This is a genomic window from Candidatus Pseudothioglobus sp. Uisw_041 (assembly GCF_048087625.1).
In the GTDB taxonomy this organism is placed as follows: Bacteria; Pseudomonadota; Gammaproteobacteria; order PS1; family Pseudothioglobaceae; genus Pseudothioglobus.
Map to the genome: position 1 here is coordinate 773,399 of NZ_CP159805.1, position 24,527 is coordinate 797,925.

At 38.9% G+C, this 24,527-nt stretch carries 21 protein-coding genes; 16 read left to right on the forward strand and 5 right to left on the reverse strand.

Going from position 1 to position 24,527, the window contains the following annotated elements:
* Position 1 precedes the first annotated feature (1 nt).
* From ABXT44_RS03910 to ABXT44_RS03945, 8 genes are read left to right on the forward strand one after another with little or no spacing between them, the layout of a single operon-like run.
* On the forward strand, positions 2–850 hold the full coding sequence (locus ABXT44_RS03910) for a carbohydrate ABC transporter permease (protein WP_114115399.1): 849 nt from the start codon (positions 2–4) through the stop codon (positions 848–850).
* On the forward strand, positions 847–2,931 hold the full coding sequence (locus tag ABXT44_RS03915) for an alpha-galactosidase (protein ID WP_416688249.1): 2,085 nt from the start codon (positions 847–849) through the stop codon (positions 2,929–2,931). Before ABXT44_RS03910 ends, ABXT44_RS03915 begins: the two co-directional genes overlap by 4 nt.
* Positions 2,928–4,643 carry an IlvD/Edd family dehydratase gene (locus ABXT44_RS03920; protein WP_416688250.1) on the forward strand — a complete coding sequence of 572 codons (1,716 nt, stop codon included), beginning with the start codon at positions 2,928–2,930 and terminating at the stop codon, positions 4,641–4,643. The genes ABXT44_RS03915 and ABXT44_RS03920 overlap by 4 nt, the downstream gene beginning before the upstream one ends.
* Complete coding sequence (locus ABXT44_RS03925) at positions 4,643–5,413, forward strand: SDR family NAD(P)-dependent oxidoreductase (RefSeq protein ID WP_416679414.1); 771 nt, start codon at positions 4,643–4,645, stop codon at positions 5,411–5,413. The genes ABXT44_RS03920 and ABXT44_RS03925 overlap by 1 nt, the downstream gene beginning before the upstream one ends.
* A 6-nt stretch (positions 5,414–5,419) precedes the next feature.
* A complete protein-coding gene (locus ABXT44_RS03930; RefSeq protein WP_416679417.1) occupies positions 5,420–6,331 on the forward strand; it encodes a 2-dehydro-3-deoxygalactonokinase in 912 nt (303 codons plus the stop codon).
* A 10-nt stretch (positions 6,332–6,341) separates the two neighbouring features.
* Complete coding sequence (locus ABXT44_RS03935) at positions 6,342–6,944, forward strand: 2-dehydro-3-deoxy-6-phosphogalactonate aldolase (RefSeq protein WP_416688251.1); 603 nt, start codon at positions 6,342–6,344, stop codon at positions 6,942–6,944.
* Complete coding sequence (locus tag ABXT44_RS03940; RefSeq protein WP_416688252.1) at positions 6,944–7,807, forward strand: SMP-30/gluconolactonase/LRE family protein; 864 nt, start codon at positions 6,944–6,946, stop codon at positions 7,805–7,807. The genes ABXT44_RS03935 and ABXT44_RS03940 overlap by 1 nt, the downstream gene beginning before the upstream one ends.
* Before the next feature lie 7 nt (positions 7,808–7,814).
* Positions 7,815–9,716 (forward strand): beta-galactosidase, encoded by a 1,902-nt coding sequence (locus ABXT44_RS03945; RefSeq protein WP_416688255.1) that lies wholly within the window; start codon positions 7,815–7,817, stop codon positions 9,714–9,716.
* A gap of 7 nt (positions 9,717–9,723) precedes the next feature.
* On the opposite strand, the gene ABXT44_RS03950 is transcribed toward ABXT44_RS03945, so the two are convergent.
* Both ABXT44_RS03950 and ABXT44_RS03955 read right to left on the reverse strand, forming a co-directional pair.
* On the reverse strand, positions 9,724–10,782 hold the full coding sequence (locus tag ABXT44_RS03950; RefSeq protein ID WP_416679425.1) for an ABC transporter ATP-binding protein: 1,059 nt from the start codon (positions 10,780–10,782) through the stop codon (positions 9,724–9,726).
* 18 nt (positions 10,783–10,800) lie between these two features.
* Complete coding sequence (locus ABXT44_RS03955; RefSeq protein ID WP_416688256.1) at positions 10,801–11,589, reverse strand: IclR family transcriptional regulator; 789 nt, start codon at positions 11,587–11,589, stop codon at positions 10,801–10,803.
* A 161-nt stretch (positions 11,590–11,750) separates the two neighbouring features.
* Here ABXT44_RS03955 and glpK point away from each other — a divergent pair, with 161 nt between their 5' ends.
* Positions 11,751–13,247, forward strand: a complete 1,497-nt coding sequence (gene glpK, locus ABXT44_RS03960; protein WP_416688258.1) for a glycerol kinase GlpK — start codon at positions 11,751–11,753, stop codon at positions 13,245–13,247.
* A 62-nt stretch (positions 13,248–13,309) separates the two neighbouring features.
* Here glpK and ABXT44_RS03965 read toward each other — a convergent pair whose 3' ends face one another.
* The 3 genes from ABXT44_RS03965 to ABXT44_RS03975 are packed head-to-tail and all read right to left on the reverse strand — an operon-like array spanning position 13,310 to position 17,328.
* Positions 13,310–14,947: a Na/Pi cotransporter family protein gene (locus ABXT44_RS03965; protein ID WP_416688259.1), complete on the reverse strand. Its 1,638-nt coding sequence runs from the start codon at positions 14,945–14,947 to the stop codon at positions 13,310–13,312.
* Entirely contained in the window at positions 14,944–16,509 is a 1,566-nt protein-coding gene (glpD, locus tag ABXT44_RS03970) for a glycerol-3-phosphate dehydrogenase (protein ID WP_416679434.1), read from the reverse strand. Before glpD ends, ABXT44_RS03965 begins: the two co-directional genes overlap by 4 nt.
* Before the next feature lie 27 nt (positions 16,510–16,536).
* Positions 16,537–17,328 carry an HAD-IIB family hydrolase gene (locus ABXT44_RS03975; protein WP_416679436.1) on the reverse strand — a complete coding sequence of 264 codons (792 nt, stop codon included), beginning with the start codon at positions 17,326–17,328 and terminating at the stop codon, positions 16,537–16,539.
* Positions 17,329–17,669: 341 nt separating this feature from the next.
* Between ABXT44_RS03975 and ugpB the strand changes: the two genes are divergently transcribed.
* The 7 genes from ugpB to ABXT44_RS04010 all read left to right on the forward strand — a co-directional run bounded on the left by ugpB (position 17,670) and on the right by ABXT44_RS04010 (position 24,511).
* A complete protein-coding gene (gene ugpB, locus ABXT44_RS03980; protein WP_416679438.1) occupies positions 17,670–18,980 on the forward strand; it encodes a sn-glycerol-3-phosphate ABC transporter substrate-binding protein UgpB in 1,311 nt (436 codons plus the stop codon).
* 59 nt (positions 18,981–19,039) lie between these two features.
* Positions 19,040–19,921: a sn-glycerol-3-phosphate ABC transporter permease UgpA gene (gene ugpA, locus ABXT44_RS03985; protein ID WP_416679440.1), complete on the forward strand. Its 882-nt coding sequence runs from the start codon at positions 19,040–19,042 to the stop codon at positions 19,919–19,921.
* 20 nt (positions 19,922–19,941) lie between these two features.
* Positions 19,942–20,778, forward strand: coding sequence for a sn-glycerol-3-phosphate ABC transporter permease UgpE (ugpE, locus tag ABXT44_RS03990; RefSeq protein WP_416679545.1), 837 nt, complete (start codon positions 19,942–19,944; stop codon positions 20,776–20,778).
* A 28-nt stretch (positions 20,779–20,806) separates the two neighbouring features.
* Positions 20,807–21,865 carry an ABC transporter ATP-binding protein gene (locus tag ABXT44_RS03995; RefSeq protein WP_416679443.1) on the forward strand — a complete coding sequence of 353 codons (1,059 nt, stop codon included), beginning with the start codon at positions 20,807–20,809 and terminating at the stop codon, positions 21,863–21,865.
* Between the two features lie 258 nt (positions 21,866–22,123).
* The gene (locus ABXT44_RS04000) at positions 22,124–22,897 is read left to right on the forward strand and encodes a DeoR/GlpR family DNA-binding transcription regulator (RefSeq protein WP_416679446.1); all 774 of its coding nucleotides are present in this window, start codon (positions 22,124–22,126) and stop codon (positions 22,895–22,897) included.
* Positions 22,894–23,106, forward strand: coding sequence for a hypothetical protein (locus tag ABXT44_RS04005; protein WP_416679448.1), 213 nt, complete (start codon positions 22,894–22,896; stop codon positions 23,104–23,106). The genes ABXT44_RS04000 and ABXT44_RS04005 overlap by 4 nt, the downstream gene beginning before the upstream one ends.
* 40 nt (positions 23,107–23,146) lie before the next feature.
* Positions 23,147–24,511 carry an 8-oxoguanine deaminase gene (locus tag ABXT44_RS04010; protein ID WP_416688261.1) on the forward strand — a complete coding sequence of 455 codons (1,365 nt, stop codon included), beginning with the start codon at positions 23,147–23,149 and terminating at the stop codon, positions 24,509–24,511.
* Positions 24,512–24,527 lie beyond the last annotated feature (16 nt).

A 24,527-nucleotide genomic window follows, 5' to 3' on the forward strand; every position in this document is an offset into this window, starting at 1 on the left:
AATGTTTCCAACCCCAATTGAAAGAACAAAACCATTAACACGAAGACTCTATAAAATTGCATTACCTATTTCAATTATTATTTGGCTGCTTCCACTTATTGCAGTTGCTTTAACTTCAATTCGATCTGGGGCAGATATTAATTCTGGCAATTATTGGGGAATGCCAACTTCCTTTAATTTAATTGAAAACTATACTTTTATATTTACTGACTCCCCAATTGCATACTACATTCTAAATAGTTTTAAAGTTACTATTCCAACTGTTATTGGTGCTTTAGCTATTTCAAGCCTTACAGGTTTTGCGCTAGGTGTTTATAAATTTAAACTTAATTTATTAGTATTTTTTATGTTTGTAGCAGGAAACTTTATTCCTTTTCAAATACTGATGGTGCCAGTTAGAGACTTGTCACTCTCCCTCGGGCTTTACAACACAATATCTGGTCTTGTAGCTTTTCATATTGCCTTTCAATCTGGCTTTTGTACTTTTTTTATGCGTAACTTTATACGTGCACTTCCTTTTGAGTTAATTGAGGCTGCAAGAGTTGAAGGTGTGTCGGAGTTTAAAATTTTCTGGTACATCGTATTGCCATTAATGCGCCCTGCATTAGCTGCTTTATCAGTACTAATTTTTACTTTTGTGTGGAATGATTTTTTCTGGGCATTAGTTTTAACTCAAGGTGCAGACACTATGCCAGTTACTGCTGGCATAAATTCTCTTAATGGGCAATGGATTACCAATAACCATTATGTTGCAGCTGGTTCAATAATTGCTGCACTTCCACCAGTTGTGATGTTCTTTTTGATGCAAAAACACTTTATAGCTGGACTAACGCTTGGATCTGTTAAGTGACTAATCAATGGCGCCTTGATACTCTTGATCAAACTTTGGTTTTATTATCTTTGAATAATAGGCTTCCATGCCTTATATATTGGGGTCGTCGTTTACCTGACAATGAAAATCTTAACTCCTTATCTACTGCAGTGGCTAAAGATTGGGGGGACAACTTGCTGGATAAAGTTCCAGAGTTATCTGTCTTACCTGAGCAGTCTGCAAATTTTCCAGGACAGCTTGGATGCAAAATGAGAGGCCTTGATGGAATGATTCTCTCTAGTAACTTTGTTTTTCTAAAAGATGAAGCAAAAGACAACTCATTGTCCTTAGTTTTTTTGGACAAAGCCATAGAGCAAACATATACATTGACAATCATTTCCTTTGAAGAAAGTAATACGTATAGCCTTAGTGCCAAAATTGACAGCAAAAAGCCAATATTTATGGACTGGTTTTCTGCTCCAGTAATTCTAGCACCTCAAAATAGTAATGAAATGATTGACTATGGAGGTCAATGGGGTGGTGAATTCAGAAGCCAAATAACTCCATGGGTAACTGGTACTCATCTGCGTGAGTCAAGGTCTGGAACAACAAGTCATGCAAATTTCCCTGGCCTTCTTATTCCAACCATTGAAAGCTCAGAGAATTCAGGGTCTTGTTATGGTTTTCACTACGGCTGGTCTGGAGGTCATCGTATGATTGCAGAGCAACTTCCAGATGGTCGTAGGCAAGTTCAATTTGGCAATACTGAAAATAGTGATTTAATTTCTGGAAATAGCTTCGAAACAGCAAAGCTATATATTAGCCATTCTAGTAACGGAATTAGCGGGGTTGGTAAGTCATTTCGATCTCACGTAGCTAATTCAATTATTAAGGCACCTAAGGACAATGTTAGGCCTGTTCATTACAATTGCTGGGAGGCTATATATTTTGATCATAATATTGACCAATTAAAAGAAATAGCTAGCCTTGCTTCTGAAATTGGCGCTGAAAGGTTTGTGCTGGATGACGGCTGGTTTAAAGGACGTGATAGTGCTAACTCTAGTCTTGGTGACTGGGATGTTGACAAGAATAAATATCCTTCAGGATTGCAACCATTAATTAGCCATATCCATTCTCTTAAAATGTCTTTTGGTTTGTGGTTTGAGCCTGAGATGGTTAGCCCTAATAGTAATCTTTATCGACAGCATCCTGAATGGATAATGGGCCACAAAGATCAAACTCTTGGACGAGATCAGTTGGTTCTTAATATTGCCATTAAAGATGTTGAGGATTACCTTTTTAAGAAAATTTCAGCATTGTTAACTGAGTACCCAATTGAGTATATTAAGTGGGACCATAATCGAGTTCTGCCTTATCCTGACGCTTCGCAAACAAAAAGCCTGTATGTTCTTCTTAAGCGAATTAGATTGGCGTATCCAAAAGTTGAGATTGAATCCTGCTCATCAGGAGGTGGACGAATAGATTATGGTATTTTAGAAAATACACAAAGGGTTTGGTTGTCTGATAGTAATGATGCAATTGAAAGGTTACGTATTCAGCATGAGGCAATTTTGTGGCTGCCTACTTCGATAACGGGCAGTCATGTTGGGCCAAAGGTTTGTCACACTTCTGGGCGTGAACTTCCACTAGCTTTCAGAGCGTGGGTGGCAGCGCAAAGGCATATGGGATTTGAGATGGATCCTCGTGAACTCTCACCTTCAGATAAAGCACTCCTAAAAGCCGTTACTAACTGGTGGAAGGAGAATCGTGAGTGGATGAAAGATGCAAATATTTTACGATTACCTTGTGTCGATAAAAGTATAACCGCTGAAATTCAAATTAATTCAAGCGAGAATCACTTTGTTGTTTTTGCTGGCCAAAATGCCTTATCAGAATTTAGCTCACCAGTTCCATTGGTCCTATCTGGGCTAGACTCAATGGCAATGTATAATGTCTCGTTATACAACAAAAATCATATCAACTCTCTTAGTAAATCAAATGGTGGTCTTTTGCAAAAAACATTTAAGCTTAGTGGGCAATTTTTAATGAACCATGGACTGCAGTTACCTAAAGCTTTTCCAGCTAGCATGATGGTAATAGAAGGGGATAAAGCTGCATGAGTAAAGCTAACAAGCATCGATCATCGAATTGGTATGGAAAAATGGATAAAGATGGTTTTATCCATCGCAGCTGGATGAAAAGCCAAGGATTCCCAGACCATGTTTTTGATGGACGCCCAATAATTGGCATATGCAATACTTGGTCTGAGTTAACCCCATGTAATGCAGGTTTAAGAACTTTAGCTGAAGGCGTTAAGAGAGGTGTTTGGGAGGCAGGAGGACTGCCACTTGAGTTTCCTGTAATGTCATTAGGTGAAACCCAAATGAAACCAACCGCAATGCTTTTCCGAAATCTTTTGTCTATGGATGTCGAGGAAAGTATTCGCGCTTATGGAATTGATGGCGTTGTTTTACTTGGTGGTTGTGATAAAACTACCCCAGGACAATTAATGGGGGCAGCAAGTGTCGATTTGCCGACAATTGTTGTTTCTTCTGGCCCAATGCTTAATGGTAAATATAAAGGCCAAGATATTGGTTCTGGAACTGATGTTTGGCGCTTTTCTGAAGATGTTAGAGCTGGTGATATGTCTTTACAAGATTTTATGTCTGCTGAGACAGGAATGAGCCGCTCATCGGGGGTTTGCATGACAATGGGGACTGCATCCACAATGGCAAGCTTGGTTGAAGGGATGGGCTTAAGTTTACCAACGAATGCGGCTATTCCAGCCGTTGATACAAGGAGAATGGCTCTTGCGCATATGACAGGAAAGCGCATCGTAGAAATGGTGGAAGAGGGTTTGAACTTATCTAAAGTTTTAACAAAAGAGAGCTTTCAAAATGCGATTACATTGAACAGCGCAGTTGGCGGTTCAACGAATTCAGTAATTCACTTGTTGGCTTTAGCGGGAAGAGCTGAAATTGAACTTACTTTGGAGGACTTTGAGAAAGCGGCAGATATACCGCTTCTTGTTAATTGTATGCCTTCAGGTAAGTATTTAATGGAAGATTTTTGTTATGCTGGTGGAGTTCCTGCAGTATTGGAGCAAATTAAGAATCATATAAAACCTGCAAATACGATTTTAAATAAAGACATAACTAATTACTTTAAAGGCGCTGAAACATTCAATGAGGACGTTATTCGGCCAATAAATAACCCACTGAAGCCTGCTGCAGGTTTAAAAGTCTTGAGAGGGAATTTAGCTCCAAATGGAGCAATTATTAAGCCTGCTGCTGCAACAGAAGAATTGTTAAAGCACGAAGGTTTGGCTTATGTATTTGAAGACATTGAAGATCTAAAGGCTAATATTGATAGACCTGACCTTGCAGTAACAAAAGATTCTATTCTAGTTTTAAAGGGGTGTGGGCCAAAGGGCTATCCAGGAATGCCTGAGGTTGGTAATATGCCAATACCAAAGGTATTAATTGAGCAGGGTGTTCGAGATATGATACGTATTTCAGATGCTCGAATGTCAGGAACTGCCTTTGGAACTATAGTGCTTCATGTGTCTCCTGAGGCAAATGTAGGTGGCCCTATTTCAATAGTTGAGACTGGTGACCTTATTCGGCTTGATGTTTTTAATGGAGTACTTGAGCTTTTAGTTGCAGAGTCTGAAATTGATAAACGTCTTAAGGCAAGGAAGGAGCCAAAAGTAAATTACACCCGTGGATACGCAAAACTTTATATTGATCATGTCATGCAAGCTGACAAAGGTGCAGACTTAGACTTCCTAGTAGGCAAAGACACTCGCCTTCCAACACGAGAATCTCATTAATGAATAATTACGCAATTTTTAAAGATTTAGAGGATGCTTCAGTTTTTATAACTGGAGGTGGATCAGGAATAGGGGCTTCATTGACTGAAGGCTTTTTAGCCCAAGGCGCTAAAGTTGCTTTTGTACAGAGATCAGATTGTGATGAATTTCTAGATGAAATTTCCTCAAAATATAAATATAATCCCTTATTTATTAAATGTGATATTACTGATATTGATGCTCTAAAGTCTGCAATTTCAGATGCTAGCAAGGCTAATGATGGAATTAATGTGCTTATAAATAATGCCGCTAATGACACACGCCACACCCTTGATGCTATGACAACAGAAGAATGGGATCAGTCAATTAATATCAATCTAAGGCCTCATTTCTTTACAGCACAGGCTGTGGCTCCTTTTATGAGAACTCAAGGTGGCGGCAGTATTATTAATTTTTCATCAAACTCTTACATGATGGGCAATGCAGGCTTGCCTGCTTATGTTACTTCTAAAGCTGGTATTACAGGCCTAACAAGAAGTTTAGCGAGAGAACTTGGTGTTGATGGTATTAGAGTGAACACATTAATCCCAGGTTGGGTTTTAACTGAAAGACAGCTAAAGCTTTGGGCAAATGAAAAAGATTTAGCAATTCACATGGATAAACAATGCATTAAGGAACACTTATTGCCTAACGATTTAATTGACTCCACTTTATTTTTAGCTTCGAATGCATCACGAATGATGACTGGCCAGGCTTTAGTGATTGATGGCGGCGTAGTAGTTACAGGATAAAAAATAATGAGAGATATTAAAGCTAAATGGATTGCTGCAGATTGGGGGACAACCCATATGCGCGCTTGGGCTATTGACAAAAAAGGCGAAGTTCTTGCTTACAGTGAATCGAATGAAGGCATGAAAGATCTCCAGCAGAATGAGTTCGAGCCAGTATTATTGCGTCTTATTGAAAGCTGGCTTGATAGCGAAAAAGTAACGTCTGTTATGGCCTGTGGAATGGTTGGTGCTCGTCAAGGGTGGGTTGAAACGCCGTATTTAAAGACTCCATGCGTTCCTATCGATAAAGATCAACTTACAGTTGCTAGGACCAAGGATTCACGGATACAAGTTAACCTAGTTCCTGGAGTAATGCAGCATAAGCCTGCAGATATTATGAGGGGTGAGGAAACTCAAATTGCTGGATTTATTAAAGAAAATCCAAGCTTTGATGGTATTGTTTGCCTTCCTGGTACGCATACCAAATGGGTAAATGTAAGGGCAGGTCAGATAGAAAATTTTAGAACTTTTATGACGGGTGAGCTTTTTGGCGTAATTTCTAACAACACTTTAATTAAGCACTCAATTGACTCAGAAGGGTGGGATCAAGTTAGTTTTGATAACGGAGTTATCAAGGGTTTTGACAACCCAGGTCTAATTGCTTCGGATCTTTTTTCATTACGATCTGAATCAATAGTTAATGATTTAGATTCTAATTCTGCAAGAGCAACTCTTTCTGGATTGCTATTGGGAGTTGAGCTTAACGGAGCAATAAGCTACTGGAAAGATAAAAATGTCATCCTTATTGGCTCTGAGCTTCTAACTAATAATTATCAAGAAGGATTAAAAATACTTGGTGGTGAAAGTCATGCTTTCAGCCTTGAGGCTGCTACTTTATCAGGACTGACCTCTGCTTATATGGAGTTGCACTCTGAATAAGAGTAAGAATATGAATAGAAATATAATTGCTATATTACGAGGTGTTAAACCAAAAGAGGTTCTTGATATAGCTCATGTTATTGTTAAAGCCGGAATAAGCCAAGTCGAAGTGCCTCTTAATTCACCTAGTGCTTTTGAAAGTATTGAGCTGCTTCGTGATGAATTTGAAGGATCAATTCAATTTGGTGCTGGAACAGTAACAGATATAAAGCAGGTTGAAGTCCTTGCTAAAATTGGTGTAAATTTTATTGTTTCGCCTAATTTTAATCCTGATGTTGTTAAAGCAACTAAAGAGGCAAATATATTGAGCTATCCAGGAGTTATAACTCCAACAGAGTGCTTCTCTGCAATACATTGTGGGGCTGATGGTTTGAAGTTTTTTCCAGCCTCTCTTATTGGAGAAGACAATTTAATCGCATTAAAGGCTGTTTTGCCATCAGATATGCCTCTTTTCATGGTTGGCGGTGTTGGTAAAAAAAACTTTTCATCTTGGATCAAAGCTGGTGCTACTGGTTTTGGAATAGGCTCAGGGTTATACAAGGCTGGCGAATCCCCAAACATAGTTTCTAAGAAGGCTGAGTCGATTGTTTTGGCTTATGATGAAGCGCAATAATGATAAGTGACTATCTTCCCTTAGATTCGTCTGATTTGGGTGAAGGCCCATTATGGCATCCAAAACTAAAGTCTCTATTCTGGTTTGATATAAATTCCTTTAAGATGCATAACTGGAATAATTCTGAACTTAAAACTTGGGTATTTTCTGAGCCAGTTTCGGCTGCAGGATGGATTGATGAGGAGCATTTAATGGTTGCGACTGCATCCTCATTAAGTAAACTTACCTTAGCAACTGATGAAAGAGAAGTGATCGTTGATTTAGAGGCTGATATGGTTCACACCCGATCAAATGATGGGCGAGCTGATCCATGGGGCGGTTTTTGGATTAGTACAATGGGACTTAATGCGCAAGCAGATGCTGGTTCTATTTATCGCTTCTATAAAGGTGAGCTAAGACAGTTACACCAGAATATTACAATCCCTAATAGCATTTGCTTTTCCCCAGATAAAAAGTTTGGATATTTTGCAGATACACGTAAACAGAAAATTTGGAAGCAGAAATTAGATGAATCTAATGGCTGGCCTGCTCATGAACCAGTTATTTTTGTTGATCTGGAGCCTCAAGGTCTTCGTCCTGATGGCTCAGTATGTGATAGTGAGGGGTTTCTATGGAATGCGCAGTATGGCGCCTCTAGGCTGGCAAGATATAGTTCTAATGGTCAATTAGATCAAGTAGTTAACTTTCCAGTTTCTCAGGTTACTTGTCCTGCTTTTGGCGGCGACTCATTAAATACTATTTATACTACTTCGGCCTATCAGAATTTAAATAATGAAAATTTAAAAGTTGAGCCTTTAGCTGGTAAAGTATTTTATTTTCAATCAGAGATAACTGGTTTAGCTGAATATCAAGTTAAATTATGAGAATACTATGATTCCAAAACTAGGTAGTTGTTATTATCCAGAACATTGGTCAGAGACTCAATGGGAAAAAGATGCTAAGGATATGATAGAGTCAGGCTTAACTTGGGTTCGAATAGGTGAATTTGCCTGGAGCCGATTAGAGCCTGAAGAGGGTGCTCAAAATTTTAAATGGCTTGACCAAGCTATTGAAGTATTAGGAAATGCTGGATTGAATGTGGTTATGAGCACTCCAACTGCAGCTCCTCCAAGGTGGGTTGTAGATAAATGGCCGGATATGCTACTAGTTGATTCTGATGGACGTTCTCGTAAATTTGGCTCAAGGAGACATTACTGTTTTTCTCATCAAGGCTATCTCCAGCAGTCTTCAAGGATTACAAGGCTTGTTGCAAAGCGATATGGAAAAAACCCTTATATTAAAGCATGGCAATTAGATAATGAATATGGATGTCACAACACTACGTTGTCTTTTAGTACTTCATCAGAAAGCTCGTTTAAACTTTGGTTATCTAATAAATATAAGACGATTGAAAATCTTAATGAGTCTTGGAGTAATGTTTTCTGGTCGATGGAATATAATAGTTTTGAGCAAATTGATTTACCAAATTTAACCGTTACTGATGCGAATCCAATTCATGAATTAGACTTCAGAAGGTTTAGCTCTGAGCAAGTAGTTAAGTTTAACCGCGCCCAAGTTTTAATAATGCGCGAACATACAAAAATGCCACTTATTCATAACTATATGGGAAAAATTACAGATTTTGATCATTATGAAGTAGGTAATGATTTAGATATTGCTAGTTGGGATAGCTATCCTTTGGGCTTTTTAGAAGATCGATCGACTCAAAATGAAGACTTTAAACTTAAATTTATGCGCTTTGGAGATCCTGATTTTCAGGCATTTCATCATGACCTATACAGGACTGTTGGGCGCGGCCGTTGGTGGGTAATGGAGCAGCAACCAGGACCAGTGAATTGGGCTCCTTACAACCCTGAACCTGCTCGTGGAGCGGTTAGGCTTTGGTCTTGGGAGGCCATTGCTCATGGCGCAGAAGTGGTAAGTTATTTTCGCTGGAGACAAGCTCCTTTTGCTCAGGAACAAATGCACGCTGGCCTGCAAAGACCTGATGGTGAAAGCGCACCCGGTTTAACTCAAGCTTCTCAAGTTAATTCTGAGTTAAAAGAATTTGATGGCATTCAGCAAGTTCAATCAAAGGTCGCTATAATTTTTGATTATGAAAGCTGTTGGGCATGGGAAATTCAGCCTCAAGGTAAAGACTTTAGTTATTTTGAATTAGTTTATGAATACTATAAGGCTCTTAGAAGCCTTGGTTTATCAGTTGATATACTCCCTCCAAATCAAAAAGATTTAACTGGATATAAAATTGTACTTGCTCCTGGATTAATGCATTTTGATACAGGTCTTAAGGTGGCAATTGAATCCTTTGAAGGCGTTTTAATTTCAGGTCCAAGATCTGGCTCAAAAACATTAGATATGGCTATTCCAAAAGACTTACCACCAGAAGTTCCTGGCGTTGTTGGCACCGTTGCTAGTGTTGAGTCTTTGAGGCCAAATGCCAGTATTTTAATTAAAGCTGGAGGTAGTTTTAATCGCTGGATGGAAACTTTAGTAGATTGTGATAATGTTATTGAGGAATGTGAGGATGGCCGTCCAGCACTCATTGGACAAACAAATAGACTATATTTAACGGGTTGGGGTAATCAGGAGGCGTTAACAAGAATATTTAGGGATGCTTGTTTATCTCAAAATATTTCTACAATGGATCTGCCTGATTGCGTAAGAGTACGTGAAACACATAAACATCGATTTTGGTTCAACTACAGTGAGAAAGAAACGAATGTCAGTTCAGTTAGTCTTCCTCCTTCTGGGGTTTTCTGGGAACCTCTTTAACAAAAGGTTATTTGACTCGAAGTTCGGTTTTAGGGTCAAAAAATAGGGCTGAAGTTGTGTTTGCTTCTATTCCAACTTTTGATCCTGTTAAGGGCAATTTTTCCTCTCTTGACTCTACAACAACTCTTTCACCACTCAAGGTTTTTAAGTAAACATACGAAATGTCTCCAAGAGCTTCAGTGAATTCTACTTCAAGATCTCCTGACTTAGTGAGCTTTAATTGCTGAGGCCTTAATCCTACAATTAACTCTGACTTAGATGAGGCAACTGCTTTACTTACTTTGATTTTTGAGGACTTAAGATTAGGTATTGTTAGCTTTGAATCAACAATATTTCCTTTTAAAAAATTGATTGTTGGTGAGCCAATAAAGCCTGCAACAAAAATATTTTGTGGATCTTCATATAACTCTAATGGTTTACCTACTTGCTGAATTAAACCCTCTTTTAGAACGACTATTTTATCGGCGAGCGTCATTGCTTCTACTTGGTCATGGGTGACATAAATGATAGTTGTCCCTAGTTCACGATGAAGACGAGAGATTTCAACGCGCATTTCAACCCTAAGTTCTGCATCAAGATTTGATAAAGGCTCATCAAATAAAAATACTTCTGGACCCCTTACAATTGACCTTCCAATGGCAACTCTTTGTCTTTGTCCACCTGACAAGGTTTTAGGCTTTCTATCCATGTAATCTTCAAGGTGCAAAATACTCGCAGCATCATTAACTTTCTTGTTAATTTCATCAGTAGGAACTTTTGTCATTTTAAGACCAAAGCCCATATTTTCTCTAACCGTCATATGTGGATATAAAGCGTAAGATTGAAAAACCATTGCAATACCCCTGTCCGCTGGATGCATGGTAGTGACATCTTTATCACCAATATGAATCTCACCAGTGGTTACTTCTTCAAGGCCAGAGATCATTCTGAGTAATGTTGATTTTCCACAACCTGATGGCCCAACAAAAACACAAAATTCACCGTCCTCGATTTCTAAATCAATTCCATGGATAACTTGCAATTTGTCGTATTTCTTTGTCGCTTTAGATATCTTTAATGATGCCATATCAAAGGTGTCCTTATATTAGTTGTTTTGTTCAGGAAAATTCCATGCACCAGCTTCTTTCCCAATTAGTTCTGAGGTCTTAAGTAGTTGAGGCTTGAATTCTTGAAGGCTCTCTAAGCTGTGAATGTCAATTGAGCTGGTGATTGATAAGCCGCCAATCACTCTCCCTTTTGAAGACAAAATAGGAGACGAAATACAAATAATTTTTACTTCATGCTCCTGTTTATCAAAGGCTATTCCTTGCTTTTTTATTATAGTTAGTTCTTTGCGAAGCTGTTTTTCAGAGGTGATTGTAAAGTCAGTATATTTAAAGAATGCTTGTTTAGAAATAACTCTACTTAGCGCATCTTCATCTAAAAATGCCATCATTGCCTTTCCTACTCCAGTGCAGTATGCAGGACCAACTTTGCCAGCTTGAGAGTACATTTCAATTGGTGAGCTAGGGTTTCTTTTGTCAACATACAATACTTGGCCATTATCAAGCTGTGCCAAGTGAACGGTTTCACCAACTTTCTCAGACAATTCATCAATAAATGGAAGGGCTATCGGGGCGAGAGAGCTCTGAAGCCAGGCTGCGTGTGCCATACGAACCAACTTTAGTCCTAGCTTGTAGGTTTGCTCCTCATCATTGTAGCTCAGCATATCTTGATTCAGGAGGGTTTGGAGAAGTCTATATAGGGTTGCCTTAGGATATTTGCTGGTTTTTAAAAGGCTTGAAAATCGAACTGGTGAGCCAATTTCTGCAACTTCATTTAAAACATCAAGTGCTTTGCCAACAGTTCCATCGCCCCGTTTCTCTTTTGCCATAACTTTTCTAGATAATAAATAAATAAATACATTAAATCAACTGTTGTATATGATTAACAGCTCATTTATTGATATAATTTTAGCAGATAATGTATACTATTTTGAATAAGTTTACAATAGTAGAACTAAGTTCCATTATTTGGAAATAGGAGTTTTTAATTATGTCCAAGTTAGATAAATATATTCTATCAATTGATCAAGGAACTACTTCATCAAGGGCTATATTATTTGATTCAAATTATCAAATTGTATCAATTGGCCAAAAAGAGTTTACTCAGTTTTTTCCACATTCAGGCTGGGTAGAGCATGATCCAGAAGAAATTTGGTCTTCAGTGCTTGATAGCTGCAATATTGCAATTAATAAGGCAAAAATTAATTCTAACCAAATTGCTTCAATAGGTATTACAAATCAACGTGAAACTACTGTTGTTTGGGATAAGGAAAGTGGGGTGCCTGTATATAAAGCAATTGTTTGGCAAGACAGAAGGACCTCTGATGAGTGTCAAAAACTTCGAGATCTTGGACATGAGGAAAGTGTCACTAAAAAAACTGGACTTGTACTTGACCCATACTTTTGTGCAACCAAAATCTCTTGGATTCTTGACAATGTAGATGATGCAAGAAATAAGGCTAATTCTGGCAAGTTACTTTTTGGAACAATAGACAGTTTTTTACTATGGCGGCTAAGTAATAAAAAAGTCCATTCAACGGATGCTACAAATGCATCTAGAACTCTTTTGTACAATATCCACGAAAGCCGGTGGGATGATAATTTATTAAGACTTTTTAATATCCCTAAATCAATGCTGCCAAAGGTGCTTGATAGCGCTTCTAATTTTGGTGATACCGATAAGTCTTTTTTTGGCTCTTCAATTCCTATCTGCAGCCTTATTGGCGATCAACCCTCAGCCTTAGTTGGTCAGGCCTGCTTTAAACCAGGTATGGTTAAGTCTACTTATGGTACTGGTTGTTTTGTTCTAATAAATACTGGAGAGGTTCCAGTTGAGTCAAATAATAAATTATTAACAACAATTGCATATCAAATTAACAATAAGCCATGCTACGCTCTTGAAGGATCAATTTTTGTTGCCGGCGCAGCCATCCAGTGGCTCCGTGATAAGCTTGAGTTTATAGATGCAGCTGATCAATCAGATATTCTAGCTATGAATGCTGATCCAGGAGAAGATGTTTATTTAGTGCCTGCATTTGTCGGTCTTGGTGCGCCTTATTGGGACTCTGATTGCCGAGGTGCTTTATTCGGCCTTACAAGAAATACAGGGCCTGCAGAAATAACAAAAGCCGCGCTAGAGTCTGTGTGCTATCAAACTTGTGACCTTTTGAATGCAATTTCTAATGACTTAGGACATGATATGTTAAGTACTATTAGAGTGGATGGTGGTATGTCGGCTTCAAATTGGACTATGCAGATGCTTACAGATTTAATAAATTTACCGGTTGAGCGTCCAAAAAATTTAGAAACTACTGCATTGGGAGCGGCTTATTTTGCTGGAATGCAGATAGGTTTTTATCCTTCTATTGAAGAGTTTGCAGAATCATGGGAGACTGAAAAACAATTTAGTTCAAAAATGTCTGATGCTAAAAGAGAAAGAAAGCTATTAGGCTGGAAGGATGCAGTGAGTCGAACTCTTTCTAAATAAGTAGCCTAGTTTAATTTCTTAATTATTAGACATTTTTAGCTGCTCTATTTTAAAGCTACTGCCTATATTTTCTGCTTCCACCCTGACTCTAGAATCTCACCTGAAGCAATTAAAATTGGATAAGCCACTGAAGATAAAAGACTATTTACTTTCTTGTAATCACGGATTACATCAATATGCATAGAGCTGGTTTCTAAACTATCAGTAATGCCTTTTCCAATCCTCTGAAGATGTTTAGTGACAGAGCGTTTTTCAAGATTATGGAGCTCTTGTTTCTTCTCATAAAGCACTCTTGCAAGCTCACAATCATCAGAGACAAAGGTATTAATAGCTAGATCATAATTTGAACAAACAACCTCATGTATAGAGATGATTTCATTTAATCCTTCTTTTGAAAACTGTATATGTTTATCAATTTTTTTCCCAGAAATATCCATTAAGCTGTTATTAATAATGTCGCCAATATGCTCCATGCTTGTTGTAAAGTTAAGGATATTTAAAGCTTTTTGAGTCTCTGTAGGCGTTAATTCTTCTTGTAAGATCCTTGCTATATAGAGTTTTATTGAATCAAATATGTTATCTACTATATCCTCATTTTTAATTACTTCACTGCGTAAAGCGATATTGTCATCTCGAAGAACAGCGAGTGAAGAGACAACCATTTTTTGTGAAATCTCAGCCATATGAATCGCTTCGCGTTTTGCACTAGCAAGAGAAATTGCTGGCATTGCAAAATTATTTGCTTCTAAAAAACTAGGCTGACTAAGCTCTTTCTCCTCAAGATTAGAGAGCATTTTTGCTGCAAGCATAAGAATATTTTTAGAAAATATAACGCCTACAATAGCCACAATCAAATTCAAAGACAGGTGATAAATTGCGGGGAATAACTCAATAGAAACAAACTTTAATCCAAATGTGGCAACGAAGTCAACAAATGGATAAAAAGCCAAAATACATACTACTCTTACAATGAGATTTGCCAATACTGGCGTCAGCTCTTGTATGGATCCTCTCCAGTTTGAGATAAGAGGAAGCATCCCACTTCCTAAATTTGCACCTAACACAAGGTATAACCCCTCACTTACTCCAATCACACCTGTGGCTAGAAAGCTCACAGACAGCAAAACAATTGCTAAACTTGAGTATGAAAGATAAGTCAGAATCAATGCCAAAAGAATAAAGAATATGGGCTGATCCTCAAATATATTTAACAGCGCAGTAAATTGTGTTAGTTCTGATAGGCCGCCAGCAGTTGATGCAATTAATGAAAGAGCGAATAGAATTAATCCTAGTCCACTGATTGCCCTAAAAACATTTTGCCATTTGTTGACTTTAGAGCCAATAAAACCAAAAACGCCCATCGCTAAGAGCAGGGGGGCTAGAGTCGTAAATTTTTGAGAGGCAATAAGAACCGCTACTGAGGTTCCAACATCGGCTCCTAACATTGTTATAAAAGCAGAGCCAACACTGATAAGTCCCTGACCTGCAAATGATGCAGATATTAAAATGGCTGCTGTGCTGCTTTGCAGCAAAGCCGCAACCAGTAATCCTGATGTAAACGCGGGCAGGGTTTTGCCTTCTGATCGACGCGCTAAACTCTTTAGGTTGTTACCATAGGAGCGCATCACTCCAGTTCGAACCATTCGAAGACCCCACAACAGAAGTGCAATTGATCCTAAAAGTTCAATTAGTAGACTCATGCCTTAAGAACCTCTTTATTTTCTGAAGGTACTATATTTTCTGAGGATTGGGATTTTGTATTATTTTTTTTCAAAAATAAGTTAAGGTTTTCTATTTCTGTCTCAGAAAGTATTAATCCAAGCTTTGAGCGCCTAAAAAGAATATCATCTGAAGACCTAGCCCATTCATTGTTAATTAAGTATTGAACTTCAGCTTCATATAATCCACCTCCAAAATTTTCACCTAACGCATCTAAACTATCTGCATCACCAAAAATATCAAAAGAAATTTCTCCATATGACCTTGCAAGTCTTCTTATAAGTTCATTCGTAAAGAAGCTATATTTATTTTTTAACTTTGCTTCAAATTCAGAAAGAGTTGCAACTTTGATTTCTCCTCCAGGAAGGCGAGAATTTTCAGTCCATGGTTTGCCTCGTTTACCAAGGAAGTTCTCGATATGTTCAAGAATTGTTTCTGATAATCGACGGTAAGTTGTAATTTTTCCGCCAAAAATATTAATCATTAATGAGTAGTCATATTCCTTGGCTGAAACAACATAATCTCTAGTTGCCTCTTGAGCTTTACTTGCACCATCATCATAGAGTGGTCTCACCCCTGAATAACTCCAGACTATATCATTTGTTGTAATTTCTTGTTTTAAATAACTACTTGCTGACTCGCAGATATATGATTTTTCTTGCTCACTTATTTTTACTTGATCAGCTGACTTACCATGATCAATATCTGTTGTACCAATCAATGTGAAATTATCTTCATATGGAATTATAAAGAAAATGCGCCCATCTTTATTTTGGCAGATATATGACTTGTCACCCTCATATAGTTTGTTTACAACAATATGACTCCCTCTGACAAGACGAACATTTTTTGAATCTTTAACTTTAAAAGATTCTTTTAAAACCTTATCAACCCAGGGTCCAGATGCATTAACAAAAGCTTTTGCCTTAACAATTTCTACTTTACCATTTAAAGAGTTTTTTGTTGAGATTGTCCACAGGCCATTTGAACTAGTTGCATTTGTTACCTTTGTATAGTTTCTTAATGAGGCTCCTTTTGAGGCAGCGTCAACTGCATTTAATATGACCAATCTGGAGTCATCTACCCAACAATCTGAATACTCAAATCCAGACTTAAAAGTATCTTTAAGTGGAGAATTTGTTTTTTGACTGGCAAAATTTACATTACTTGTTCCTGGTAAAATTTTTCTGTGTCCTAAGTGGTCGTAAATTGCTAACCCCAATCTTAAGAACCATCTAGGTCTCATTCCTTTTGTATGAGGAAGAATAAATCTCATTGGCCAAATTATATGGGGAGCCATATTTAATAAAATTTCACGCTCCTTTAGAGACTCCTGAACTAGCCGAAACTTATAATGCTCAAGATAACGAAGACCTCCATGAATGAGTTTAGTTGAGGATGATGAAGTGCCAGAAGCAAAGTCATTCATTTCGCATAGACATACTGAGTAACCTCGCCCAGCAGCATCTCGAGCTACTCCAACGCCATTAATGCCTCCACCAGCTATAAATACATCATAAATTTTATCGTTTATATTTGACATTTATTTTGAACAAGTAAGTTTAAAAAACTATCTCCTTAAAAGTAAATCAGCAAGCTCAACAAACCCATCACCAGAGTGCTTTGATGTTATATATTTTGGTGGTTGATTTAATTCATCAATACAATTCATAACATTCGCTACTCCAACTGATTTAGCGAAATAATCGAACATCATTGAGTCATTTGGCGAATCACCAATAAAGAGAACTTCATTTTGTATATTTGATTTACTGATTCCAAATACTTGATCGAGTGTTGATAGGCTTGTCGATAGTTTGTTGTGGCTTCCAATCCAACAATTTATATGGATTGAACTAACCTTTGCCATTGCTCCAGCTTTTTCAGCAATTTTGACAATATCTTTAATCTTCTCAGGTGATAATAGTGATACGTCTTCAGCAAAATCAATAGCTAGGTCTGTGTGCCGATAATCCTGATCAGAAGCTAAGGCAGATCCAGAGACGTTTTTAAGGATGGAATTTTTAATATCATGAAGAGCTAGATGATTCTCTTTTCGCTCTATTGGAGTCTGACAATAGGTCTGCTGCATTTTTTTAGATTCATGGTTATAACTAAAGAAAAAAGCACCATTCTCTCCAACTACACCATTAACTGGCCACATCCTTGCAATGTGATCACACAAGCCTGCGCATCGACCCGTTACTGGAATAACGATAAAGCCAGAATTTGATAAATTCTCTAGAGCGCTATAAGCATTACTTTTTAGCCTCCCATCAGTGGTCAATGTGTCGTCTATATCTGTAAGAATGATTTTTACCTCATTCAGTTGCTGCTTAGACATAGCAGAAATATTATCCATTTGATCTCCTGATTCTTTAGTAGTAAGTAATTAGATTTGGCTTATTGATAAATTGGAATAATAATGCAATAAATAAAGACTTTTATTAATTATATGTTCATGTGAACAATTATATTGATATTCTACCATAATTAACCAAAATTCATGTGATTATTAGTGAAATATATCGCATAAAGACCTATTTTTTAATGGTTTGAATAATAATAATATTCAAAGTAATAATATTTAATGTTTATTTGTGGTATATTTAATTTGTAACAAAATAACTAATATTTAGCTGAAGTCATATCTTTAGGCTTCTTTTTTAACTAAGCATCTACAATGATGCAACGGAGAAAAAAATGAAAAATTATCTTTCAGGAGCATTGGTTGCTGCAACCTTGTTCTCACCAATATCATCAGCAGAGCCAACCGAAGTCCATTTTTGGCACGCGTTTACTGGTCGCTTAGGGGAGCTTGTCGCGACACAAGTTGGAGATTTCAATGCAAGTCAAACCGACTATACAGTCGTTCAAACTCATAAGGGCAACTATTCTGAAACTCTCAATTCCGGCATTGCAGCGTTCCGCGCGAACGAACAACCTCACATCCTTATGGTGTTTGAAGTTGGTACTGCAACAATGATGGCAGCCCGTGGTGCAGTCCGTCCACTGCATGAAGTAATGGAACTAAGTGGAGCATCGTTTGACCAGGATGCATATATTGGTGCGGTCAAAGGATATTATACTTCTACTGAGGGTGACATGCTATCCCTACCTTTTAATGCATCGACGCCAGTACTTTGGGTAAACCGTGATGCAATGGCGGCAGCTGGTGTTGACCCAGATACTGATCTATCGACATGGCAGAGCGTTGGTACAGCGTTGACTGCCTTAAAAGCTGGTGGGGAAGAATGTCCACTTGTTACTGCTTGGCAAAGCTGGATTCATCTTGAGAATCTCTCAGCCTATCATGACGTGCCTTTTGCCACTCAAGATAATGGCTTTGCAGGTCTTGACACTGAGCTGACTTTGAATGGTGAAGCACAAGTCGCACACCTTTCTGCAATGGGCCAATGGGCTAAAGATGGGAAGTTCATTTATACTGGACGTCGCAATGAGGGTGGAGCTAACTTCCGTTCTGGTGAATGTGCGCTGTTTACAGAAAGTTCGGCTGGATATGCGGGCATCAAAAAAGAAGCTACATTCGACTTTGAAGTTCGTCCATTGCCATATTGGAAAGGCCTTGGAAACAGTCCTCAGAATACAATCATCGGTGGCGCATCATTATGGGTCATGGAAGGTCATAGCGATGCTGAGTATACTGGTGCAGGTGAATTCCTAAGCTTCTTGTCATCAACCGATGTTCAGGCTCAATGGCATCAAGACACGGGATATTTGCCTATTACAGCTGAGGCAGGCGATGCAACGCGTGCGTCTGGTTTCTATGCTGCAAACCCAGGCACTGAAGTTGCTGTAATCCAGATGACGGCAAATAAACCAACGGCTAACTCTAATGGTCTACGTCTTGGATCTTTTGACCAGATTCGTGGTATTATCGACGAAGAGCTTGAAGGTATTTGGTCTGGAGATAAAACAGCTCAAGAGGCGATGGATAGCGCAAAAGAGCGTGGTGATGCATTACTGCGTCGCTTTGAGTCTGCAAATCGTTAAGACTTAAAAAACAACGGCAGGCCTCCTTTTGGCCTGCCTATCTTAAAAAGGAAGAGACTATGAATCAACGCGTCACGTTTCGTGGCTGGTGGTTGCCCATTTTACTTATTGCTCCACAAGTTCTTGTCTCTGCTGTTTTCTTTTACTACCCCGCCGGTCAGGCGATTTGGCAATCACTCTTCATTCCTGACCCCTTTGGCCTATCGTCCAGATTCGTGGGACTAGGTAATTTTGAATTTCTTTTTAGTGATAAATATTATCGTGCGTCCTTTGTGACGACTGCGGTGTTTTCAATCCTCGTATCGCTTTGCTCGATGATTCCAGCACTATTTCTTGCTGTGATGGCAGATCGGTTAATCAAAGGGTCTGGCGTCTACCGCACAATGCTAATTTGGCCCTATGCTGTGGCGCCAGCTATTGCAGGTGTATTATGGTTGTTTATGTTCAACACTCGCGTTGGAGTCGTGTCCTGGTATCTTGGACATCTTGGATATGATTGGAACCATGTCTTGAATGGAGGCGAGGCCATGGGCCTTGTCGTTATAGCCTCAGCTTGGGGGCGTATTAGTTATAACTTTCTGTTCTTTTTAGCAGCGCTCCAAGCGGTGCCCCGATCCGTTATTGAAGCAGCAGCAATTGATGGTGCTCGGTTCTGGAAACGATTTTGGACAATCGTTCTCCCTCTTTTGTCGCCAATTGCTTTTTTCTTGCTGGTTGTAAATATCGTTTATTCCTTCTTTGAGACCTTTGGCGTGATTCATACGATTACATCCGGTGGACCTCAGCAATCAACAACCGTATTAGTCTATAAAGTTTTTTCTGACGGGTTTATTGGTCAGGATCTTGGTTCGTCAGCAGCACAATCTGTTGTCTTGTTGTTTGTGGTGGGTCTGCTGACCATTATCCAATTTAAGTATATTGAAAAAAGGGTACATTACTGATGGCTAAAGACATACATGGAATGGTTGAAAAACGGGGTTCCGGTTTATGGCTAACTCATGTTTTTATGATTCTGGGCGTTCTGATTATTTTCTTTCCAATTTGGCTAGCTTTTGTAGCTTCCACCGTAACCCAACCTGAAATTGTGAAGCCGCCGATGCCGCTATGGCCAGGAGACCAACTTTGGGAGAATTACTCCAAGGCACTTTTCTCTGGTATCAACGTTCCTGTCTCAACGATGTTGGTCAACAGCTTTATAATGGCAATCAGCATAGCAGTTGGCAAGATTATCATCTCGCTGCTTTCAGCTTTTGCAATTGTGTATTTTCGCTTTCCAGGCCGCAATTTTTTCTTTTGGATGATTTTTTTAACTCTAATGTTACCTGTTGAAGTTCGCATTGTGCCGACATACGAAGTTGTTGCAAGTTTTGGCATGCTCAATAGCTATAGTGGTCTAATTTTCCCCTTGATTGCCTCAGCCACTGCCACATTCCTGTTTCGTCAATTTTTCTTGACAATCCCCGATGAGCTCGCCGAGGCCTCACGCGTTGATGGCGCAAGCCCAATGCGATTTTTTTTGGATATTGTGTTACCAATGAGCCGGACAAACATCGCAGCATTGTTTGTAATCTTATTTATTTATGGTTGGAACCAATATCTATGGCCTTTACTCATCACCACAGAGCCCGAGATGAATACGATTGTCATGGGAATTAAACAAATGTTTCCATCGGGTGATGACGTGGCTGAATGGCCCGTGATTATGGCTACTTCAATCCTCGCGATGATCCCACCTGTGATTGTCGTCGTTAGTATGCAACGACTGTTTATCCGTGGCCTTGTCGATAGTGAGAAATAGAGTACATTAATTAATAATAGGATCAAATATGGCTACAGTTTCCCTTAAGGACGTCAAGAAAAGCTTCGGTGTAACAGATGTTATCCAAGGTATTTCAACCGACATTGCAGATGGTGAGTTCATCGTAATTGTTGGACCTTCTGGCTGTGGTAAATCCACGTTGCTACGTATGATTGCTGGATTAGAGACTGTCTCGGCGGGAGAAGTCTTTATTGGTGGTGACCTTGTTAACGAAAAAGAACCTATGGATCGAGATATCGCCATGGTTTTCCAAAACTACGCGCTTTATCCACATATGACTGTGCGCCAAAATATGGGCTACGGACTCAAGATCGCCAAAATGCCCAAAGAGCAGATTGACGCCAAAGTTGTTGAGGCCGCCAAGTTACTGCAATTAGAGCCATTGCTAGACCGAAGGCCCAAACAACTGTCAGGCGGACAACGGCAGCGAGTTGCAATGGGCCGTGCGATCGTGCGCGAACCAGCAGTATTTTTATTTGATGAACCCCTCTCGAACCTTGATGCTAAACTTAGGGTCCAAATGCGATTGGAAATCCGCGAATTACAAGAAAAGCTTGGAGTGACATCACTTTATGTAACGCATGATCAAGTCGAAGCGATGACTATGGCAGATCGAATGATTGTTATGCGGGATGGGATTGCCGAACAAATTGGCACGCCCCTTGAGGTATATGAAACGCCAAGCTCAGTCTTTGCGGCGCAATTTATTGGAAGCCCCGCAATGAATATTTTTGAGGGAAGCTTAAATAGCCAAGACATCTATATTCGTGATACTAAAATTGGTCATGGGCTTAATAATGTAAATGGTCCAGTGAAAATTGGCCTACGCCCGGAACATTTGATTCAAGACCCTAATGGGCCGATGGAAATTGTAATCCAGAACTCTGAGCCGCTTGGAGCGAATACTCTCCTACACGGAAAACTGACGGCAACAGACGATACCATCACAGTCAGTATCCCTGGCGTATATTTTCCCGAAAATAAGAACACTAAAATGCGGTTTTCCATCGATCTAAAAAATATTCATTTGTTTGATCTGATTAGCGAAAAGCGATTAACGGTATGAGTATTTTTCGCCAGGCCAAGAGCTCATTAGTATTGAATCTACTTTTATTACAATTTTAGTCGCTGTGTTGGCAGACTTTTTCTTTATGCCTGCAATAATGAAGTTAATTATTAAAGACAAGACCAGTATGTAAGTATTATAAATTTTAAGTATAAAAAAGGTGCCTTAGGTACTATAAATTTTTAAATGCCTATAACAAATATAATTTGTTTATACATGGTAGAATTATAGTTCAAATGAACTTTTTTGATTATAAGAATGGATTTAACTGCTCGACAAGCTGAGATCTCAGACCTTCTTCGTCAAGAAGAGTTTATTACTGTTGAGACTCTGGCTGAGCGATTTGATATTACCACTCAAACAGTTAGAAGGGATATAAATGCACTTTGTGATTTTGGTCAAGCGAGACGAAAACATGGTGGTGTTGAATCCATATCAACTGAAGGTAATCTTGCTTATGGAACAAGGCAGGTTCTTAACAGAGTCGCTAAAAGAGCCATAGCAAAACATGCTGCCAAACTAATCCCAAATAGTAGCTCAATATCCCTTGGCCTTGGAACCACTCCTGAAATGGTTATGAGGGCACTTTTAAGACATAAAGATTTAAAGATTTTTACAAACAATTTAATAATTGCACAAACTGCAAGTACGAACTCTACTTTCGAAGTTAATTGCTCTGGTGGACGCATTCGTAGTGGAGATTTTGATATGATTGGAAGTCCTGTAGAGAGCTTTTTTAGTTCTTATATGACTGACTTTAGCGTATTTGGTGTTGGTGGAGTTGATATGGATGGAGTCCTTTTAGACTTTGATGATCAAGAGGTTCAGATTAGAAGGGCGATACTTAATAACTCACGAGAAAGTCTTTTAGTTTTAGATCACGAAAAGTTTGGTCGTTCTGCACATGTTCGTGGTGGACAAATTCAAGATGTGTCAAAAGTTATATGTGATCAAGAACCACCCAAAGAGATATGCCGGATTTTGAATGATTCTGAATCAGAGCTAATTATTTGTGAGAAGGAGGAATTATGAGTTTAATTGAAGTTAATGAAGAAATAGATGCTTCTGATCATCAGCTAGGTTCTGATAGCTATCTTTATGGTGAAACAATAGACAATCAAGAAATCTCTATAAAATTAAATACTCAAACCATTATCAAGAGCGGCGAGTCTGTTAAAGTTGGTTTTAGTAAAAAAGACACACACTGGTTCAATGAAAAAGGTGTTTCCCTTAATTTTTGACTGTGTATCATCAATTAATTAAGGTTAAGCAAATGCTGTTATGGTCGATATAAATGAGCCCGTTATTTGGATTAAAAACCCAGCAGCCGTCTTCGCACAGAATTGTGAGGGTGGTGTTGTTATTCAGGGCCAAAAAATTATTGAAATTGTTAAGTTAGGGCACAGCCCTAAAACTCAAATTGATGATACTTACGATGCGAGTGAAAGTGTCTTGCTTCCTGGTTTAATAAATACGCATCACCATTTTTATCAAACACTAACAAGAGCCTATCCAGAAGCCCTAAATAAAGAACTCTTTCCATGGCTTAAGAGCCTATACAAGGTTTGGGCTAATATTCAGCCTGAGATGCTGGCTGTTTCTACAGAGCTTGCGTTGTCTGAACTTCTCCTTTCTGGCTGTACTACCGCGAGCGACCATCATTACTTGTTTCCAAGCCAACTGGAAAATGCTATCGATATACAGGTGGAAGAGGCTCAAAAGCTCGGTATGCGCGTTGTTTTAACGAGAGGCTCGATGAGTCTTGGAGAAAAAGATGGTGGCCTTCCACCGCAATCTGTTGTTCAGACCAAAGAGCAGATACTGTCTGATAGTGAGCGACTCATTAAAACATACCACGACAATCAGGAAGGCGCAATGATTCAAATAGCTTTAGCTCCTTGCTCTCCTTTTTCAGTGACCACTGATTTAATGATAGAGACTGCAGCGCTTGCTGAGCAGTATGATGTTAGATTGCATACGCACTTGGCGGAGACGATAGATGAGGAAAAATTTTGTTTAGAGAAATTTGGCTTAAGGACGGTAGATTACCTTGAAAGTGTAGGGTGGTTGTCAGATCGTACATGGCTAGCTCATGGCATACACTTTAATAAGCAAGAGATAGAAAAACTAGGCCAGAATGGTGTTGGTATTTGCCACTGCCCAACTTCAAATATGATGTTGGCGTCTGGCATTTGTCACAGCCTTGAACTTGAAGAGGCCGGATCCATTATCGGTCTTGGCGTTGACGGCTCTGCCTCTAATGATGGCTCTAATATGATTGCTGAACTTAGACAAGCAATGTACTTACAGCGCTTACGATATGGCGCTTCCAAGATTACCCATCAAAAGGCATATGATTGGGCAACTAAAGGCTCAGCTGCGCTTTTAGGTAGGTCTGATATTGGTGAAATTGCAGTCGGAAAACAGGCAGACTTAGCTTTGTTTAAATTAGATGAACTTAGATTTTCAGGTAGTCATGACTCTTTAGCAGCGCTACTTCTGTGTGGTGCTCAAAAAGCAGATAGAGTTATGATTGCTGGTCAGTGGAAAGTTATGGATGGAAAAATTATTGGGCAAGATGAGTCTGAATTAATCAGTCGCCATAGCAATGCAGCAAAAAAATTACGCCAATTAGCTAGCGCATAATTTTTTTCTTAATACT